The organism is Streptomyces yokosukanensis (assembly GCF_001514035.1).
Lineage (GTDB): Bacteria > Actinomycetota > Actinomycetes > Streptomycetales > Streptomycetaceae > Streptomyces > Streptomyces yokosukanensis.
The window spans coordinates 432,156-450,245 of sequence record NZ_KQ948211.1 but is presented as its reverse complement, the minus strand read 5'-3'; the positions used below and the strand labels follow the sequence as shown (position 1 = coordinate 450,245).

The 18,090-nt window shown below is 71.9% G+C and carries 15 protein-coding genes and 2 tRNA genes; 15 read left to right on the top strand and 2 right to left on the bottom strand.

Annotated features, from left to right (window positions below; genetic code table 11):
• Positions 1 to 89: 89 nt before the first annotated feature.
• The 6 genes from rsfS to AQI95_RS17540 all read left to right on the top strand — a co-directional run bounded on the left by rsfS (position 90) and on the right by AQI95_RS17540 (position 2,335).
• Positions 90 to 533 (top strand): ribosome silencing factor, encoded by a 444-nt coding sequence (gene rsfS / locus AQI95_RS17560; protein WP_067123937.1) that lies wholly within the window; start codon positions 90 to 92, stop codon positions 531 to 533.
• Entirely contained in the window at positions 533 to 1,201 is a 669-nt protein-coding gene (locus tag AQI95_RS17555; protein WP_067124115.1) for a histidine phosphatase family protein, read from the top strand. Before rsfS ends, AQI95_RS17555 begins: the two co-directional genes overlap by 1 nt.
• A gap of 93 nt (positions 1,202 to 1,294) precedes the next feature.
• A tRNA-Ala gene (locus tag AQI95_RS17550) sits at positions 1,295 to 1,367 on the top strand.
• Positions 1,368 to 1,594: 227 nt separating this feature from the next.
• Complete coding sequence (locus AQI95_RS46500; protein ID WP_107121669.1) at positions 1,595 to 1,768, top strand: hypothetical protein; 174 nt, start codon at positions 1,595 to 1,597, stop codon at positions 1,766 to 1,768.
• Positions 1,769 to 1,771: 3 nt separating this feature from the next.
• Positions 1,772 to 2,005 carry a hypothetical protein gene (locus AQI95_RS17545; protein WP_006136074.1) on the top strand — a complete coding sequence of 78 codons (234 nt, stop codon included), beginning with the start codon at positions 1,772 to 1,774 and terminating at the stop codon, positions 2,003 to 2,005.
• Positions 2,006 to 2,262: 257 nt separating this feature from the next.
• Positions 2,263 to 2,335: transfer RNA gene (locus AQI95_RS17540), tRNA-Ala, on the top strand.
• A gap of 116 nt (positions 2,336 to 2,451) precedes the next feature.
• On the opposite strand, the gene AQI95_RS17535 is transcribed toward AQI95_RS17540, so the two are convergent.
• Positions 2,452 to 4,062 (bottom strand): NADH-quinone oxidoreductase subunit NuoF family protein, encoded by a 1,611-nt coding sequence (locus tag AQI95_RS17535; protein ID WP_067123935.1) that lies wholly within the window; start codon positions 4,060 to 4,062, stop codon positions 2,452 to 2,454.
• Positions 4,062 to 5,354 carry a cytochrome b/b6 domain-containing protein gene (locus AQI95_RS17530; RefSeq protein ID WP_208614198.1) on the bottom strand — a complete coding sequence of 431 codons (1,293 nt, stop codon included), beginning with the start codon at positions 5,352 to 5,354 and terminating at the stop codon, positions 4,062 to 4,064. The genes AQI95_RS17535 and AQI95_RS17530 overlap by 1 nt, the downstream gene beginning before the upstream one ends.
• Positions 5,355 to 5,812: 458 nt before the next feature.
• Here AQI95_RS17530 and leuS point away from each other — a divergent pair, with 458 nt between their 5' ends.
• From leuS to holA, 9 genes are all read left to right on the top strand, one after another.
• A complete protein-coding gene (leuS, locus tag AQI95_RS17525) occupies positions 5,813 to 8,695 on the top strand; it encodes a leucine--tRNA ligase (RefSeq protein WP_067123933.1) in 2,883 nt (960 codons plus the stop codon).
• 140 nt (positions 8,696 to 8,835) lie between these two features.
• Entirely contained in the window at positions 8,836 to 9,567 is a 732-nt protein-coding gene (locus AQI95_RS17520) for a hypothetical protein (RefSeq protein ID WP_067123932.1), read from the top strand.
• A gap of 73 nt (positions 9,568 to 9,640) precedes the next feature.
• Positions 9,641 to 10,486: a DegV family protein gene (locus tag AQI95_RS17515; RefSeq protein ID WP_067123931.1), complete on the top strand. Its 846-nt coding sequence runs from the start codon at positions 9,641 to 9,643 to the stop codon at positions 10,484 to 10,486.
• Between the two features lie 447 nt (positions 10,487 to 10,933).
• The gene (locus AQI95_RS17510; protein ID WP_425264883.1) at positions 10,934 to 11,758 is read left to right on the top strand and encodes a ComEA family DNA-binding protein; all 825 of its coding nucleotides are present in this window, start codon (positions 10,934 to 10,936) and stop codon (positions 11,756 to 11,758) included.
• A 20-nt stretch (positions 11,759 to 11,778) separates the two neighbouring features.
• The gene (locus AQI95_RS17505; protein WP_107121679.1) at positions 11,779 to 14,568 is read left to right on the top strand and encodes a ComEC/Rec2 family competence protein; all 2,790 of its coding nucleotides are present in this window, start codon (positions 11,779 to 11,781) and stop codon (positions 14,566 to 14,568) included.
• Between the two features lie 28 nt (positions 14,569 to 14,596).
• Complete coding sequence (locus AQI95_RS17500; protein WP_067123925.1) at positions 14,597 to 15,430, top strand: arylamine N-acetyltransferase family protein; 834 nt, start codon at positions 14,597 to 14,599, stop codon at positions 15,428 to 15,430.
• Between the two features lie 126 nt (positions 15,431 to 15,556).
• The gene (locus AQI95_RS17495; protein ID WP_079071300.1) at positions 15,557 to 16,450 is read left to right on the top strand and encodes a YceI family protein; all 894 of its coding nucleotides are present in this window, start codon (positions 15,557 to 15,559) and stop codon (positions 16,448 to 16,450) included.
• A 49-nt stretch (positions 16,451 to 16,499) separates the two neighbouring features.
• Positions 16,500 to 16,745 (top strand): hypothetical protein, encoded by a 246-nt coding sequence (locus AQI95_RS17490; protein ID WP_067123923.1) that lies wholly within the window; start codon positions 16,500 to 16,502, stop codon positions 16,743 to 16,745.
• 87 nt (positions 16,746 to 16,832) lie between these two features.
• Positions 16,833 to 17,822, top strand: coding sequence for a DNA polymerase III subunit delta (holA, locus tag AQI95_RS17485; protein WP_067123921.1), 990 nt, complete (start codon positions 16,833 to 16,835; stop codon positions 17,820 to 17,822).
• Positions 17,823 to 18,090: the final 268 nt, after the last annotated feature.

Below are 18,090 nucleotides of genomic sequence, written 5' to 3'. Positions count from 1 at the left end.
CACCCCGCGTAGCGCCGATATCACGTGGGGTGCGCCGGACGGTCCGTGAGACCCTTGAGGTCAAGTGCCCGCCGACCGAAAGCTTCGTAGTGACCGCCACCGACCGTTCTCTTGACCTCATCAACACTGCCGCCCAGGCGGCGGCCGACAAGCTCGCCCACGACGTCATCGCCTACGACGTGAGCGACGTACTGTCGATCACGGATGCCTTCCTGCTGGCCTCCGCGCCGAACGACCGCCAGGTCAGGGCCATCGTCGACGAGATCGAGGAGCGCCTGCTGAAGGAACTCGGCGCCAAGCCGGTGCGCCGCGAGGGAGACCGCGAGTCCCGCTGGATCCTGCTCGACTACGTCGACATCGTCGTCCACGTCCAGCACAGCGAGGAGCGGGTCTTCTACGCCCTGGAGCGGCTGTGGAAGGACTGCCCCGAGCTTGAGCTGCCCGCCGACGCCAAGGCCACCCGCGGCAAGGCGGCGGAGCACTCCAGGCTGCAGGCCGCCGAGGCCGAGCAGGAGCCGGACGGGGAGTGGTGATGAGCTCCACCGGAGAGGTCAGCGACCGCAAGGACCGCGGTCGCCGCATCATCCTGTGGCGGCACGGCCAGACCGCCTGGAACGTCGAGCGCCGTTTCCAGGGCAGCACGGACGTCGCGCTGACCGAGACCGGCATCGGCCAGGCCCGTCGCGCCGCCCGGCTGCTGGCCTCCCTGAGCCCCGACGCGATCATCTCCTCGGACCTGCAGCGGGCGGCCCACACGGCCGCCGAGCTGGCCGCCCTGACCGGTCTCGACGTCGCCCGCGAGGAGGGCCTGCGCGAGACCTACGCGGGCGTCTGGCAGGGGCTGACGCACGAGGAGATCATCGCCCGCCACGGCGAGGAGTACGCGGCCTGGAAGCGCGGCGAGGCGGTCCGCCGCGGCGGCGGCGAACTGGAGACCGAGGTCGCCGACCGTGCCGCTCCCGTCGTCCTGGGGCACGCCGAGAAGCTGCCCGAGGACGGCACCCTCGTCGTCGTCAGCCACGGCGGCACCATCCGCACCACCATCGGCCGGCTCATCGGCCTGGAGGCCCGGCACTGGGAGAGCCTCGGCGGCCTCTCCAACTGCTGCTGGTCCGTGCTCGGCGAAGGCGCGCGCGGCTGGCGTCTGCTGGAGCACAACGCGGGCACCCTCCCGGAGCCCGTCCTCGGCGACGACGACTGAGCCTCGGCAGGCACCCGGACCCCGGATTTCACTTTCCGGCAGGTCACAGGCTAAAGTTCTTCTTGTTCGCCCCGCAGAGCGGGAAGAACCCGAGGGGCTATAGCTCAGTTGGTAGAGCGCCTGCATGGCATGCAGGAGGTCAGGAGTTCAATTCTCCTTAGCTCCACAGTGATGAAGATCCCGTCCCGTCAGGGGCGGGATCTTCTGCTACTCCCTGGTGGATCACGCCGTCAGGCTTGAGTCGCTCGGGTCCTGCGCTCGTATACCTCCGTGGAGGCGCCCTGGGCGGTGGCTGTGTCCGGACTGGTACTGAGGCGTCGCTGACCGTATTGCTCCGGCCGTGGCAGAATCAAACGGCCGGAAGGGGGCGCGGCCCGACGGGAGGGAGTAGCGATGCCTGCGAGCATCCTTGGGGAGGTCGGCCACCTCCTCGGTGCGGCGTTGATACGGGATACGACAACCCGGCTGAGCTGCCCTTCCTGTGGTTCCGCGCATGTCGCCCAGGTGCTCGGCGACAACGGCGGAATCTCCTACGTGTGCACGGCCTGCGGCCACAGCTGGAGCTGATCGATGGGTGCACACAGGCGAAAGTGCGACTGGTGCGGGAGCGGTACCCCGATCGTCCGCGACATGGAGCCGATCAACCCCGATTACCAGTACTGGTGCGAGGAATGCGCGCGGGCGTTGATCATAAAAGGCGACCCGATCGAGACGTACCGGGAATTGGAGGGCGAGCCGATCTACGGCCGTCTCCTGGAGGAGCACTGCACGCTCAAGCGGTTCTACTCGTTCGTGACGGCTTGACGCACGACGCACCGCCGGCGCGCCACGGCAACGATGTCCGGGGCGGTACGAGGGGCAGGGTGCCGGCTCCCGCGCGGAGCGCCGAGAGCAGCAACTCTCCGGCCCCCTGGTGCGGTTCGGGGGATGACGCGAACATGGCCCCAAAATGGGACATTGGTGGACACGTCGGTGCTAACTCGAAACCGATTTGGCGCTGTGTCCCCAGGCCTGTAATGTTTACGTCGTCGCCAGGGGAACCGGGCGAAACAACAAAACAAGGGGCTATAGCTCAGTTGGTAGAGCGCCTGCATGGCATGCAGGAGGTCAGGAGTTCAATTCTCCTTAGCTCCACAGAAATCGAAGGCGGACCATCCGATGGATGGTCCGCCTTCGGCGTGTTGCGGTGCGTCGTGACCGAGCGAGGAGGGGGCGGGCACCCGCGTCGGGTGACCGCCCCCTCCTCGTGCTCAGCGGCCGAGCGCGCGCCGGCCGCGGCCCTGGGAGACAACCGGCAGATTGCGCGACGGTGCCTGCCCGCGCGTGTCCTCCTCGAGCCGCAGGGCGAGCGCCGGGCAGCGGCGCACCGCGCGCAGCGCCTTCGCCTCCGCGTACCGCGGCACCTGCGCCTGGGCGACGGTCGGGAAACCGTCGGCGCCGAGTTCGAACACCTCGGGAAGGATGTCGGCGCACAGGCCGTGGCCCCGGCACAGCGTCCAGTCGACGTGGATCTTCTGGCGGCTGGCGCCGGTCTCCTCGGGCTCCGCGCCGCCCGGGATGCCCGCAGGGCTCCTGCCTCCCTCGAAGAGCGGCAGAACGCCCTCCACGGGCCGTCCGCAGCCGTTTCCGAGGACATGGGCCGCCAGGTCGTCGGTGAACGCCTTGATGGTCGACTCCAGGAACATCGCCGAGCCGTCCGGATGTGAACACGCCCCACGCCGCTTCACGTTCTTCGCGACCTGCTTGAGCGCCTCCAGGGCGGCCGGACCGCCGCCGTTCAGGATGTCCTCCATGCCGCGCGCGGCGGCGGGCAGTCCGAGGTAGCAGGGGCCGCACTGGCCGGCGCTCTCCTCGGCCAGCCACTGCGCCACCCGCAGCGACTCGCCCAGCGGGCAGGTCTCCTGGCTGATCGGCAGGATCGCGCCCGCGCCCAGCGAACCGCCCACCGCGTCCAGCGAGTTGCGGGAGACGATCGCCTCGTCGACGGTCGCCGCGTCGATCCACTTGCCGTGGTAGCCGCCGGTCAGCACGCCCTGCGGCACCGGCGGGGCGCCCGCCAGCTGCAGCACGTACCGCAGCGGCACGCCCGTGGGGACCTCGAGCACCATCGGGCGGGCGACCGCGCCGGACACGGTCAGCATGACGGTGCCCGGCTCGTCGTACAGGCCGGTGTTGCCGTAGCGCTCGGGGCCGATGCGGGCGGCGATGGCCAGCTGCGCGAACGTCTCCGCGTTCGACAGCAGGGTGGGCGCGCCGCCGACCCCGGTCTGCGAGGCGCTGATCTTGCGGCCGGGCGGGACCGCCGGGCCGCCGTCGATCGAGCGGACCAGCGAGGCGGCCGCGCCTGTGACCATGCGCACAGGGTTGCGCTGCACCCATGCGCGCAGCGCCGATCTGCGGCTGTTGCTCAGACCGCGTTCGGCGAGCGCGGCCTCCATAGAGCGCTGCGTGGACTCGCGCGTGACACCGATCACGAGCGTGCGCGCGCCGAGCGCCTCCGCGCACAGCAACGCGCCGTCCAGGATCAGGTGCGGGGCGCGGTTGATCAGGACCGTGTCCTTGCGGCAGGCCGGTTCGTCCTCGCTGCCGTTGACCACGACGACCGGTCGTACGCCGCGCTTGATCGCCGACTCGGCGACCGAGCGCAGCTTCTTGTGGAAGGGGAAGCCGGCGCCGCCGCGACCCTTGAGGCTGATGCGTTCGGCGAGCTGTGCGAGCTGCTCACCGCCGAGCGGGTCGAGCGGCCCGTGCACCTTCAGGTGCATGGGCAGGTCGAGCCGTTCCACAAGGTCGAAGCCCGACGTGAGTTGCGGAAGGCCGACGACGCGGACTTCGGGGACGTCGGGCAGGGCCTCGTTCACTAAAAGCCTCCGGACGGCGTGTTCCAAGATTCGCCCGAACCCGGTGTGTCGTAGGACGCGCCGGGCAGCGTTTCGGTAGCGGGACCGTTGTTGTAAGCGGAACTGTCGTTGTACGTGTCACTGGCGTTGTACGTGCCGTAGAAGCCGTTTGTCTCACTGTTGTCGTACATGTCACGCCCGCCGTACCCGTCGGCGCCCGTATTGCCATAGACCGGGATGGTGTGTCCGGTGTCCTGGAGCGGGTCGTACGCGGAGGGCGGGGCCTCGCCGACCGGTGGCGGGGACGGGATCGGCCAGTTGCCCGAGGTGCTGGAGGGGCCGTCCACGCGCGGGAAGGTCTCCGTGGCCTGGAGGTCCATCGGCAGGTCCATCCGGGCGGTCTGGCCGGCCGCGTACGGCTGCTGGGCGCGGCCCGGCGTGGAGACGGCGCGGTAGGCGGCCGCGAAGCCCGACGCGGGCTCTGCGGCGGGGGCGGCGGGGGTCTGGTACAGCGGCGCGGACGGGGCCGCCCCGGCCCTGGGCTCACGTCGGACGTCGAAGTCCGCGGGCGCCGACTCGGCCACCCGGGAACGGCTCGCGTCCAGCTCCTCCAGCCCCTGCCGCTCCGAGCTGCCGAACAACACCGCCAGCCGGTCGGCGACCTTGCGCTTGATCGGGCGCGGGGCCGCGCGCAGCGCGAGGGCGCCCATCACGCCCAGCAGGGACAGGCTGTAGAGGATCACGAAGATCGGCTTGGCCGAGCGGCCCGCGTAGAGGCCGTGCACCAGCGCCGCGCACCAGGCCGGGTAGGCCAGCATGTGCATGGCGCGCCAGCGGGCGGCGACGGGGGCCGGGGCGGCGAAATTGCTGCGCAGGGCGCCGGTGATGCCCACGAAGATCATCAACAGGCCCGCCAGCGAGCCCAGTCCGATCAAGCCGCCGATTCCGCTGACACCGAGCGAGAACGGAATGAGTGCGGCGATCAGCTGGGTGTGGCCGAGCGCGATCTTCGTGGTGATGTGCAGCAGCAGAAACGCGATCGAGGCGACCGCGGTGGTCCGGTGCACCGCCTGGCCGACGATCCGCTGCCGTGTGTTCAGGAAGATCCGGTCCTGCGCGAACAGGCCCCAGATCACCGAGCAGCTGAGCGACACCAGGCACAGCACGCCCGCGCCGAAGTTCAGGAAGTCGCGGAACTGGTTGCCTCCGACCAGCACGACCACGGGTATGAGCAACAGGGCGACAGCCGATGCCACACCGTAGGCGGAACGGCCCGGTTTGGGGAGAGAGCTGGTACTACGACGAGGGTTCATGGGGGGCAACTCCGAGCAGTTTCGGGAAAGCGGTCCCGCTGCCGAACTCTAAGTGGCGCCAATACTGATCAGTATGGGGTTTGCGTTATTCCGTTGTTATCAACGGACAATCTGATTGTGGGGTGTCCCTTAGGGCACGGTACGCGAAGAAATTGTTGACCTTGGTTCAGCTCCCCCCTCGGGTTGTGGCATGTCCACAAGGGATACGGAAGCGCGTCGCGGCTTGCTCAAGGTCGACGCCGCTCGCTCAAGGCCGTCGCCGCCCGCTCGGGGCCTGCGGTACCCTAGCGCCATGCGTGCCGTACGCCTTCTGCTTAGCGGGCCGCGCTGATCAGTACCGACCCCGGTCGCACCGCGAGGTCGGCATCGGCGCGGCGTCCCCTCCTGTGTGAGGGGATTTTTCGTTTCTTCGGATGCCGCAGCCGCAGGCAGAGACGATCGATGGAGCTTTGAGGATCATGAGCGAGACGAACCCCGCTGCGGCCGCCGCCACGTCGGCGGAGGCCGCGCCGCACCGCTACACGGCCGTCATGGCGGCCGAGATCGAGGCACGCTGGCAGGACTTCTGGGACGCCGACGGCACCTACGCGGCGCCGAACCCCAAGGGCGACCTGGCGGGCGATGCCGAGCTGGTCGCCAGGCCCAAGAAGTTCATCATGGACATGTTCCCGTACCCCTCGGGTGCGGGCCTGCACGTCGGCCACCCGCTGGGCTACATCGCCACCGACGTCTTCGCCCGGTTCCAGCGCATGACCGGCCACAACGTCCTGCACACCCTGGGCTTCGACGCCTTCGGCCTGCCCGCCGAGCAGTACGCCGTGCAGACCGGCACGCACCCGCGCGTGTCCACCGAGGCCAACATCGAGAACATGAAGGCCCAGCTGCGTCGGCTGGGCCTCGGCCACGACAAGCGCCGGTCCTTCGCCACGATCGACCCGGACTACTACAAGTGGACCCAGTGGATCTTCCTGCAGATCTTCAACTCCTGGTACGACGAGGAGGCGAGGAAGGCCCGCCCGATCTCCGAGCTGGTCGACCGGTTCGAGTCCGGTGAGCGTGCGATTCCGGGCACCACGCGCGCGTGGAGCGAGCTGAGCGCCCGCGAGCGCGCCGACGTCCTGGGCGAGTACCGCCTGGCCTACGCCTCCGACTCGCCGGTCAACTGGTGCCCGGGCCTGGGCACGGTGCTGGCCAACGAGGAGGTCACCGCCGACGGCCGCTCCGAGCGCGGCAACTACCCGGTCTTCAAGGCCAAGCTGCGCCAGTGGAACATGCGCATCACCGCCTACGCGGACCGGCTGCTGGAGGACCTGGAGGAGCTGGACTGGCCCGAGGCCATCAAGCTGCAGCAGCGCAACTGGATCGGCCGCTCCGAGGGCGCCCGTGTCGACTTCCCGATCGACGGCGAGCGCATCACGGTCTTCACCACCCGCCAGGACACCCTGTTCGGCGCCACCTACATGGTGCTGGCGCCCGAGCACCCGCTGGTCGAGAAGTTCACCCCGGCGGTCTGGCCCGAGGGCACGCACGAGGTGTGGACCGGCGGCCACGCCACCCCCGCCGAGGCCGTCGCCGCCTACCGTGCGCAGGCCGCCTCGAAGTCCGACGTCGAGCGCCAGGCCGAGGCCAAGGACAAGACCGGCGTCTTCATCGGCGCCTACGCGACCAACCCGGTCAACGGCGACCGCATCCCCGTCTTCATCGCCGACTACGTCCTGATGGGCTACGGCACGGGCGCGATCATGGCCGTCCCGGCGGGCGACCAGCGCGACTTCGAGTTCGCGCGCGCCTTCGAGCTGCCGATCCACTGCGTCGTCGAGCCGACCGACGGCCGGGGCACCGACACGTCGACGTGGGAGAACGCCTTCGGGTCGTACGAGGCGAAGATCATCAACTCGTCCAACGACGAGATCGGCCTGGACGGCCTGGGCGTCACCGAGGCCAAGGCCCGCATCACCGAGTGGCTGCAGAGCAAGGGCATCGGTGAGGGCACCGTCAACTTCCGCCTGCGCGACTGGCTGTTCAGCCGCCAGCGCTACTGGGGCGAGCCCTTCCCGATCGTCTACGACGAGGACGGCATCGCCCACCCGCTGCCCGAGTCGATGCTGCCGCTGGAGCTGCCCGAGGTCGAGGACTACAGCCCGCGCACCTTCGACCCGGACGACGCGAACACCCAGCCCGAGACCCCGCTGTCGCGCAACGAGGAATGGGTCGACGTCACCCTGGACCTGGGCGACGGGCCGAAGAAGTACCGCCGCGAGACCAACACCATGCCCAACTGGGCGGGTTCCTGCTGGTACGAGTTCCGCTACCTGGACCCGCACAACGACCGGCAGCTGGTCGACCCCGAGATCGAGCAGTACTGGATGGGCCCGCGCGAGGGCCGGCCGCACGGCGGTGTCGACCTGTACGTCGGCGGCGCCGAGCACGCCGTGCTGCACCTGCTGTACGCGCGCTTCTGGTCCAAGGTCCTGTTCGACCTGGGCCACGTCTCCTCCGCGGAGCCGTTCCACAAGCTGTTCAACCAGGGCATGATCCAGGCCTACGTCTACCGCGACAGCCGTGGCATCGCGGTGCCGGCCGCCGAGGTGGAGGAGCGCGACGGCGCGTACTACCACCAGGGCGAGAAGGTCAGCCGCCTGCTGGGCAAGATGGGCAAGTCGCTGAAGAACGCGGTGACCCCGGACGAGATCTGCGCCGAGTACGGCGCCGACACCCTGCGCCTGTACGAGATGGCCATGGGTCCGCTGGACGTCTCCCGGCCGTGGGACACACGCGCGGTGGTCGGTCAGTTCCGGCTGCTGCAGCGGCTGTGGCGCAACATCGTCGACGAGGACACCGGCGAGGTCACCGTCACCGACGCCGAGCCCGACGAGGAGACGCTGCGTGCCCTGCACAAGGCTGTCGACGGTGTCCGCCAGGACCTGGAGGGCCTGCGCTTCAACACCGCCATCGCCAAGGTCACCGAGCTGAACAACCACCTGACCAAGGCCGGTGGCACGGTGCCGCGCGCGATCGCCGAGCCGCTGGTGCTCATGGCGGCCCCGCTGGCCCCGCACGTCGCGGAGGAGCTGTGGCGCAAGCTGGGCCACACCGACTCGGTCGTCCACCAGGACTTCCCGGTCGCCGACCCGCGGTACGTGGTCGACGAGACCGTGACCTGCGTCGTGCAGATCAAGGGCAAGGTCAAGGCCCGCCTGGAGGTGCCGCCGGCCATCTCCGAGGAGGAGCTGGAGAAGGTGGCCCTGTCCGACGAGAAGGTCGTCGCGGCACTGGGCGGCGCGGGCATCCGCAAGGTGATCGTCCGGGCACCGAAGCTGGTGAACATCGTTCCGGCGTAACCGTCAGGTCACCGGCACGGGCGTCTCGGGGTAGTCCCCTACGGGCAGGTTCGGGGTTCTTCTGGAACTCCGGGCCTGCCCGCTGCGTTTACCGTGGAAAGCGCAGCGGCGTGTGCCGCGCCCGCCGGAGGAGGAGCGTCGTGGAAGCCGTGATCGCCGTGTTCGCCCTGCTCTTCCTGCTCTTCATCGGCCTGGGCGCCTACGCCACGGTCAAGGCGGTCGGCGCCGCCAGACGCGGAGTGGACCGGACCATCGAGCAGGCCCGGCGCACGGTCGAGGACCACACGTTGCGCGCCAAGTCCTTCGTCCAGGTCGGCCCGGCCGCCGAGATCGCCCAGCTGCGGCTCGCGCTGCGCACCTCCATGCGCGCGACCCAGGACGCGCTGCGCGCGGGCGCTGCCGAGGACGAGTCGCTGAAGGAGTCCCTCGGCCTCTTCGAGCGGCTCAGCGCGCACGGGCACGAGCTGGACGCGGACCTCCGGCGCCTGGAGTCGGAGCCGGACCGCGCCGAACTGACCGGCCGCCTGGCCCAGCTGCGCAGCCGCACCGAGCGCATCACCGAATCCGCGGACTCGCTGCGCCGGGCCGTCCGCGACCGGGCACGCCGCTTCGTCGACGACGATCTGGGCGTGCTCAGCGACCAGATAGACATCGAGGCCGACGCCTTGCGCCACTGGACCCCGGCCGGGCCCGCGCCGGAGCAGCGGCCCGACGCATCCGCCTCCGCCGCGGCCGACGGCCCGGACGCGGAGCACGCCCGCTCCCGGTGGCCCCGCTCCGCCGAGGAGCAGCCGCCCCAGGCGATCACCCCGCCGTCGCCGCGCATCGCCCATCCCTGGCAGAAGAAGCCCCGGCCCGAGAGCACCACCTGAGCGGGCCGCTCCCGGTCCGAGAGCACAGGGGCCGGGCTGCCGCGCCGGCACCACGGCAGGTAACCTCCAGCTCATGTCCCGCCATGTCGCGATCGTCACCGATTCAACGGCCTACCTGCCGCCACGGATGATGGAGCGGCACGGCATCACAGCGGTGCCCCTGACCGTGGTCCTCGGCGACCAGGCACTCGAAGAGGGCACCGAGATCTCGACCCGGTCACTGGCCCAGGCGCTGCAGAAGCGGCGGCCCGTCACGACCTCGCGGCCGAGCCCCGAGGTGTTCGCGGAGACCTACCGCAGGGTCGCCGAGTCCGGCGCGAGCGGCATCGTATCCCTGCATCTGTCCGCCGAACTGTCCGGCACCTACGACGCGGCGGTCCTCGCGGCGCGCGAGGCGCCGCTGCCGGTACGGGTGGTGGACACCGGGATGGTCGCGATGGCCCTCGGCTTCTGCGCGCTCGCCGCGGCCGAAGCCGCGGAGGCCGGCGGCACGGTGGACGATGCCGTCACGGCCGCCGAGAAGCGGGCCGCGAGCACGTCCGCCTACTTCTACGTCGACACCCTCGACTATCTGCGCCGCGGCGGCCGTATCGGAGCCGCACAGGCCCTGCTCGGTTCCGCACTCGCCGTCAAACCCCTGCTCCAGCTGGACGGTGGCCGTATCGAGCTGCTGGAGAAGGTCCGTACGGCGTCCAAGGCCATCGCGCGTCTGGAGGAGCTGACGGCCGAGCGGGCGGGCAGCGCCCAGGTCGACATCGCCGTCCACCACCTCGCCGCCCCCGAACGTGCCGCCGCGCTCGCCGACCGGCTGCGGGCACGGGTGCCGGGCCTGGCCGACCTCCATGTCAGCGAGGTCGGGGCGGTGATCGGGGCCCACACCGGTCCCGGACTGCTCGGCGCGGTGGTCTCACTGCGCTGATCCCTCACTCGTGCGGGTGGCGAAGTTATCCACAACCGGGCGGTCGTCCCCGGGAATTGACCAAGATCATCGCGAATCGGCGGGATGTCCCATCCTCGTCGCATGGCACTTCGATCACGCTCACGCACAGCCACTCCGACCAGCGGCCCCGGTCGCGGTCCCCTCTCCGACGGGCGCATGCGCCACCGCCGCGGCATCCGGCGTCGCCGTGCCCGCGATCGCCATGTCCGCCCTCGCCCGCCGGCACCGGCCGACGAACTGCGCCGCCGAGCGGAACTCCTCTTCGGTGAGCGAGCCGTGCGATGGCGGGAGCCGGGCAACGGCCCGCCGGACGAGGGGCCCGCGCCTCGCGCGACCGACGCGGCGACGGGGCCGGCCACCGGCACCGCACCGGCACCGGCACTGACGCCCACGCCGAGGGCGGCTGAAGGATCCGAAGCGGCCGAGGTGTCCGAACCAGCCGAAGCGTCCGAACCGGCCGGAGCATCCGAACCGACTGCGCCGGTCGGCCTGTCGGAGCTTCCCGGAGTCGATGCCCCCGGTCGGCGGGAGCGCGTCGGGTCGGCGCTGCGCGAGCGGATGCCGGTGTGGCTGCAGGCTCGTTACGGCGTGGAGCGGCGGGGAGCTGTGGCGCTCGCCGTACTGCTGATGGCCGCCGCCGTGCTGGCCGCACAGCACTTCTGGGCAGGGCGGACCGAGTCCGTGAGCGCCCCTCAAGTGGTGCGCGCGCAGCGGCCCTACGCCAAGAAGGAGGACGGCGCGAAAGCGGGTGCCGGTGCCGGTGCGGTTGCCGCGCCGACGCCGGGCGGGCAGATCGTCGTGGACGTCGGCGGCAAGGTTCGCAAACCGGGCGTCCTGCGGTTGCCGACCGGGTCCCGGGTGGCCGACGCTCTCCGAGCGGCCGGCGGTGTCCGTCCGGGCGTGAGCACCGAGGGGCTCAACCGGGCCCGCTTCCTGGTCGACGGCGAACAGGTCGTCGTCGGGGCGCCCTCCGGAGCGGTGGCGCCACCCGGTCCCGTCGCCGCTCCCGCCGGGTCGGCCTCCGGGGCGGGCTCCGGACCGGTAGGTGCGGGCCCCGCGGCGCCGGTCTCCCTCAACACGGCCACGGCGGACCAGCTCGACACACTGCCCGGAGTCGGCCCGGTGCTCGCCCAGCACATCATCGACTACCGCACCCAGCACGGCGGGTTCCGCTCGGTGGACGAACTGCGCGAGGTCAACGGCATCGGCGACCGCCGCTTCGGCGATCTGCGCAACCGGGTACGGCCATGAGCCACCTGATCGATGGCCGGATGCCGAGGCGAGGAAGAAGCACCGGTGCACTCGCGCGTGCCGGGCGCGGAACCGGCCGGCCGGGAGCGCCGGCGCCGGGCGGCGACGAGGACCGCGACCCCGAGGCGCGCGGGCCCGAGCGGGGTGAGCGCGCGGGCCCCATGGATCTGCGCCTGGTGCCGCCCGCGCTCGCCGCCTGGGCCACGGCGGCCCTGACGCTGGACATACCGGCGGCCTGGTCGGCGGGGATCGCGGTCGTCTGCCTGGTCGGCGGGGTCGTTCTGCTGTCGTCGCGCAGGCCCGGCGGCCGGGAGGGGAGAGCCGGGCGGGTGCTCGGGCCGTTCGCGTGGGCCCGTGCCTCGATCGCCGCCGTGCTGCTCTGTGTCGCCGCGGCGGCCGTGTCGGCCGGACTGCACGGGGCGGACGTACGGCGCGGACCGGTGCCCGAGCTGGCCCGGCGGTACGCGACCGTGACCGCCGAGGTCGAGGTGAGCGGCGATCCCTGGCTGAGCCGGCCACGGGTGCGTGGCGACCACGCGGCGCCGGTGGCGGTACTGGCCAGGGCGGAGGTGCGAGGCCTCGAACAGAGCGACGGGACGAGCGTACGGACGCGGACTCCGGTGCTGCTGGTCGTCGACGGCGACGTTCCGGCACCGGAGGGGAGCGCCGCGCGGAACGACGGTTCCGCGCAAGGGAGTACGGCGGGCGAGGGCGGCGAGGCGCGGGGGAGTGATGCGCGCGGCGCCGGCACGCAGGGGAAGGAGGCGAGGCGTCAGGGGTTCGGGAGGTCGCCGGGGACTGCCGCCCGGGGCGGGCCGCGTGCTCGTGCCGCCTGGCTCGGGTTGTTGCCGTCCACGCGGCTGCGGGTTGGCGGGCGGCTGGCGCCCGCGCTGACGGGCGGGGACCGGACCGCGGCCGTGCTGAGGGTGCGTGGTCGGCCGGGGCCGCGGATCGTGGCGGGGCCCAGTGGGCCGCAACGGCTGGCGGGACGGCTCAGGGCCGGGCTGCGCAAGGCGACCGACGGTCTGCCCGATGACGCGCGGGCGCTGCTTCCCGGGCTGGTGGTCGGGGACACCTCGCGGATCGGCCCCGAGCTGGACGAGGCGTTCAAGGCGACGGACCTGGCGCACACGCTCGCCGTGTCCGGCAGCAACCTCACCGTCCTGCTCGCGCTGCTGATCGGGCCGCCCGGACTTGCCCAGCGGGCCGAGCGCCGTGGTCTGGCCCCGCGCCTGGGGCTGTCGCTGCGGGCGACCGCGCTGCTCGCCGGAGTGCTCACGCTCGGATTCGTGATCGTGTGCCGGCCCGACCCCAGTGTGCTGCGGGCCGCCGTCTGCGGCGCGGTCGCGCTGCTCGCGCTGGCCACCGGGCGCCGCAGGTCCCTGGTCCCGGCACTGGCCGCGGCCGTCCTGCTGCTGGTGCTCTACGACCCGTGGCTGGCGCGTGATTACGGCTTTGCGCTGTCCGTGCTGGCCACCGGCGCACTGCTGGTACTGGCACCGGGCTGGAGCGAGGCGCTGCGGCGGCGCCGGGTGCCGCCGAGGCTCGCGGAGGCGCTGGCGGCGGCCGCCGCGGCACAGGCGGTGTGCGCTCCTGTCACGGCGGTGCTGTCGGCTCGGGTGAGCTTGGTGGCGGTGCCCTGCAACCTGTTGGCCGAGCTGGCGGTGGCGCCCGCCACGGTGCTGGGGTTCGCGGCGCTGGTGACGGCGCCGGTGGCGATGGGCGTGGCCAAGGCGCTGGCCTGGTGCGCGAGTTGGCCGGTGGGCTGGATCGCCGTGGTGGCCCGGACGGGGGCGGCGCTGCCCGGCGCGGGAGTGGACTGGCCGGGAAACTGGGCGGGCGCGCTGGCGCTCGCGGCGGTCACCGTGGTCGTCGTGGCGGCCGGCCGGCGGCTGTCGCGGCACCCGTGGTGGTGCGCACTGCTCGGGGTGCTGCTTGTGCTGCTGGTGGTGCGGCCGGCGCCGCTGACCCGGGTGGTCACGGGCTGGCCGCCGCCCGGCTGGCGGTTCGCGATGTGCGATGTCGGACAGGGCGACGCGACCGTACTGGCGACGGGTGAGGGTGCCGGGGTGGTCGTGGACGCCGGACCCGATCCGGCGCTGGTCGACCACTGCCTGCGGCAGCTGGGCATCACGCGCGTCCCGCTGCTCGTCCTCACCCATTTTCACGCCGACCACGTGGCGGGACTGCCCGGTGTCCTGCGGGGGCGCTCGGTGGCCGCGATCGAGACCACGGGTTTCGAGGAGCCCGCCGACCAGGCCGAGTTCGTCAGAAGGGAGGCGGCGGCACGGCACATTCCCCTCACACGGGCCGTCGCGGGCGAGGAGCGCCGTGCCGGACCGCTCTCCTGGCGGGTCCTGTGGCCTCCGCCGAGCACGCCGTCGCCCTCGGACCCGCGGGTCCCGGCATGGCCGGGCCCGGTGCCGGAGCCGGACGGCCCGAACGACGCGAGCGTCGCGATGCTGGTCCGCTCGGGCGGACTGCGGCTGCTGTTGCTGGGCGATCTCGAACCGCCGGCCCAGCAGGCGCTGGCGCGGTCACCGGCGGCGGCCGAGCTGGCCGGGGTGGACGTACTGAAGGTGGCTCATCACGGCTCGGCCTATCAGGATCCGGAGCTGATGCGGCTCGTGGCACCCCGGGTGGCCCTCATTTCCTGCGGTGCCGACAACCCCTACGGTCACCCGGCACCGGCGACCGTGGCCGCGCTGCGGGCGGGCGGGACGCTGGTGCTGCGCACCGACCGGGACGGAGCGCTCGCGGTCGGCGGGACAGGCGGGGCGGGAGGGGAGCTGCGGGTGGCGAAAGACTGAGGACGCGGTGATCGCTGAGACTGGTTCCATGAACTCGAGCCAGGCCGACGCCTATCTCCACCGGATCGGGGCCGAGCGCCCGCAGCGGCCCACCGGACCGGCGCTGCGCGAGCTGCATCTGCGCCATCTGCGGACCGTCCCCTTCGAGAATCTGTCGATCCACCTCGGCGAGGAGATCGTGCTGGAGGAGGAGCGGCTGCTGGACAAGGTGGTCGGACAGGGGCGTGGCGGCTTCTGCTACGAACTGAACGGCGTGTTCGGCGCGTTGCTCACGGCGCTCGGCTACGAGGTCGAGTTGCTCTCCGGGCGCGTGTACGGCGACGAGGGCCGGCTCGGCATCCCGTACGACCATCTCGCCCTGCGGGTGCGGACGGTGGAGGGTGACGTCTGGCTCGCGGACGTCGGGTTCGGGTCGCACAGCCACTACCCGTTGAGGTACGCGGAACGCGGCGAGCAGGCCGACCCCGGTGGGGTGTTCCGGGTGCTGGACGCCCGACCCGACGCGGCCGGGGTGGGCGGCGGACCGGCCGGGTCCGGGGACCTGGACGTCGTACGGAACGGCGAGCCGCAGTACCGGCTGGAGTCGCGGCCCCGGGTGCTCGGGGACTTCGTGGCCGGGGCCTGGTGGCACAGCACCTCGCCGCTGTCGCACTTCACCCGGTCGCTGGTCTGCTCACGGATCACCGAGGCCGGAGGGAGGATCACGCTCGGCGGGCGGACGGTGACGACGACGGACATCGAAGGGAGCCGTGAGTCGCGGGAGCTGGCGACGGACGAGGAGGTGCTGACGACGTATCAGGAATGGTTCGGGATCGGGCTGGACTGTGTGCCGACCGTGCGAAACCAGAATCCGAACCCCTAATTCGGCTCAGTTCCGGCGCATGTGCTGGATTCCCACGATGTGGGTCCGTGTTGCCTCGAAAGCCGCATCGGTGATCGAATGGGCCTTCGGCAATGAATGATGTCGAGGCGTACAGGGGTGTCGTAGATGTTCGGCCGCTGGCTGGGTAACCGGACGAACCGGGTGCAACGGACGAGTCCCCTGGCGGCGGTTCACACACCACCGGACGCCGGAGTGCTCAGCTGCCGCGTGGTCGATCCGGTCAACGAGCCGGTCGCCGGCGCCGAGTTCGCGGTCAGCGACCCCACGGGCCGCAAGGTCGTGTCGGGGGGTACGGATCCCTACGGGGCGTTCATGACGATGCTGCCGGCGGGGGACTACCGGCTCGCGGTGTCGGCCGACGGCTACGCGCCCTACCGGGCCACCGCGCTGGTGGTCGAGGACTCGCTCTCCTCGCTGGGCGACGTGACGCTCCAGGTCGCCCGTCCGCCGGAGCCGCCGGCGCCCGGCGACTGGGAGATCGAACCCGCCCACTCCTCGATCGCGTTCACCGCGCGGCACATCGGGCTGGCCCGGATCCATGGCAGGTTCGAGACCTTTGCCGGGGCGCTGCGCATCGCCGAGCGGACGGAGCGGTCGGCGATGCACGTGGTGATCGACGCCGCGTCCATCGACACGGGTGTGCGGATGCGGGACGACCATCTGCGGTCGGCGGACTTCCTGGACGTGCGGCGGTTTCCGACGCTGGAGTTCTACAGCGACCGGTTCGTGCACAAGGGCGGCAGCCGCTGGGCCGTCACCGGCGCGCTGTCGCTGCACGGCGTGACCCGCACGGTCACGCTCGACACCGAGTACCTGGGGCTCGGCAACGGCCTGGAGGGCGAGGTGCGGGCGGCCTGCCGGGCCACCACCGAGCTGCACCGGGACGACTTCACCGTCAGCTGGCAGTCCATGCTGGCGCGGGGCATCGCGGTCGTCGGGTCGAGCATCCGGGTCGACCTCGACATGCAGATCGTGCCCAAGGCCGGGCCGGAGGGCTGAGGGGCCGACCCGGGCTCCCGGCTGCTGCCCGGTGCCGGAGAATGGGGCCGTGAGCGATGTGAGACACGTGCTGGTGCTGCCCGACCGGGATGCCGCCGAGGAGGCGGCCGAGGCGCTCGGGCGGCGGTTCGGCCTGGACGAGGAACCCCGGCTCGTCCGCGACGCGCTGGCCGGTGAGGACGACGCCGAGGACGCGCAGTGGCTGGTGGTCCTGCGCGACGAGCACGAGCGGCTGGACCCGGCTGAGCTGGACGAGTTCGCCGGGGAGTGGGACGGCTGGCGCGAGGAGCCGTGACCCCGGGGCGGACTCCGGGGTCGCTCGGGGGCCGTTCGCAGTGCGCGGGCCGACTCGTTGTCAGTGCCGCGTGGGATGCTGTAGGCGATGGCCAGGAAGACTGCGAATGACGACCCTCTCGCCCCGGTGACGCTCGCCGTGGGCCAGGAGGACCTCCTGCTCGACCGTGCCGTGCAGGAGGTGGTGGCCGCCGCCAAGGCCGCCGACGCCGACACGGACGTACGCGACCTCACCCCGGACCAGTTGCAGCCCGGCACGCTCGCCGAGTTGACCAGTCCCTCGCTCTTCGCCGAGCGGAAAGTCGTGGTCGTACGCAATGCCCAGGACCTGTCCGCCGACACGGTCAAGGACGTGAAGGCGTATCTCGGGGCGCCCGCCGAGGAGATCACGCTCGTGCTGCTGCACGCGGGCGGGGCCAAGGGCAAGGGGCTGCTGGACGCCGCGCGCAAGGCGGGAGCGCGGGAGGTGGCCTGCCCGAAGATGACCAAGCCGGCGGACCGGCTGGCTTTTGTGCGGGGCGAGTTCCGCTCGTTCGGGCGGTCGGCGACGCCCGAGGCGTGCCAGGTGCTGTGCGATGCCATCGGCAGCGATCTGCGGGAGCTGGCCTCGGCGGTCTCCCAGCTGGTCGCCGATGTGGAGGGGACGATCGACGAGGCGGTCGTCGGGCGTTACTACACCGGCCGGGCCGAGGCCTCCAGCTTCACGGTCGCCGACCGGGCCGTGGAGGGGCGTACGGCGGAGGCGCTGGAGGCGCTGCGCTGGTCGCTGGCGACCGGTGTGGCGCCGGTGATGATCACCAGTGCGCTGGCGCAGGGGGTGCGGGCGATCGGGAAGCTGTCCTCGGCGCGCGGGGGGCGGCCGGCCGATCTGGCGCGGGAGCTGGGGATGCCACCGTGGAAGATCGATCGGGTGCGGCAGCAGATGCGGGGGTGGACTCCGGACGGGGTGGCGGTGGCGCTCAGGGCTGTCGCCGAGGCCGACGCGGGGGTCAAGGGCGGGGGCGACGATCCTGAGTACGCGTTGGAGAAAGCGGTCGTGGTGATCGCTCGGGCCGCCCGGTCCCGCGGACGCGGGTAGCCAGGTGCGCTGGGGCTCCGCCCCGACCCTCGCCATTGGCTCCGCCCCGGGTCCCGCGGGGAGCTTCGTCCCAGTCCTTGCCGCGGACTCCGCCCCGGGTCGCGGCAGGTGCTTCGTCCCGGGCCTTGCCGTGGACTTCGCCTTGGGACGCGACGGGAGTTTCGCCCCGGTGCTTGCCATGGGCGCAGCCTCGGGTCGCGCGGGGACCTTCGCCCCGGCCTTCGCCATAGGCTCCGCCCCGGCCCTTGCCGGAAGCTCCGCCCTGGCC

Bases quoted from the DNA above. Each gene is read 5' to 3' on its own strand.
- AQI95_RS17555 (WP_067124115.1), top strand. From the start codon at position 533: ATGAGCTCCACCGGAGAGGTCAGCGACCGCAAGGACCGCGGTCGCCGC.
- AQI95_RS46500 (WP_107121669.1), top strand. From the start codon at position 1,595: ATGCCTGCGAGCATCCTTGGGGAGGTCGGCCACCTCCTCGGTGCGGCG.
- AQI95_RS17545 (WP_006136074.1), top strand. From the start codon at position 1,772: ATGGGTGCACACAGGCGAAAGTGCGACTGGTGCGGGAGCGGTACCCCG.
- AQI95_RS17530 (WP_208614198.1), bottom strand. From the start codon at position 5,354: ATGAACCCTCGTCGTAGTACCAGCTCTCTCCCCAAACCGGGCCGTTCC.
- leuS (WP_067123933.1), top strand. From the start codon at position 5,813: ATGAGCGAGACGAACCCCGCTGCGGCCGCCGCCACGTCGGCGGAGGCC.
- AQI95_RS17515 (WP_067123931.1), top strand. From the start codon at position 9,641: ATGTCCCGCCATGTCGCGATCGTCACCGATTCAACGGCCTACCTGCCG.
- AQI95_RS17505 (WP_107121679.1), top strand. From the start codon at position 11,779: ATGCCGAGGCGAGGAAGAAGCACCGGTGCACTCGCGCGTGCCGGGCGC.
- AQI95_RS17500 (WP_067123925.1), top strand. From the start codon at position 14,597: ATGAACTCGAGCCAGGCCGACGCCTATCTCCACCGGATCGGGGCCGAG.
- AQI95_RS17495 (WP_079071300.1), top strand. From the start codon at position 15,557: ATGTTCGGCCGCTGGCTGGGTAACCGGACGAACCGGGTGCAACGGACG.
- holA (WP_067123921.1), top strand. From the start codon at position 16,833: ATGGCCAGGAAGACTGCGAATGACGACCCTCTCGCCCCGGTGACGCTC.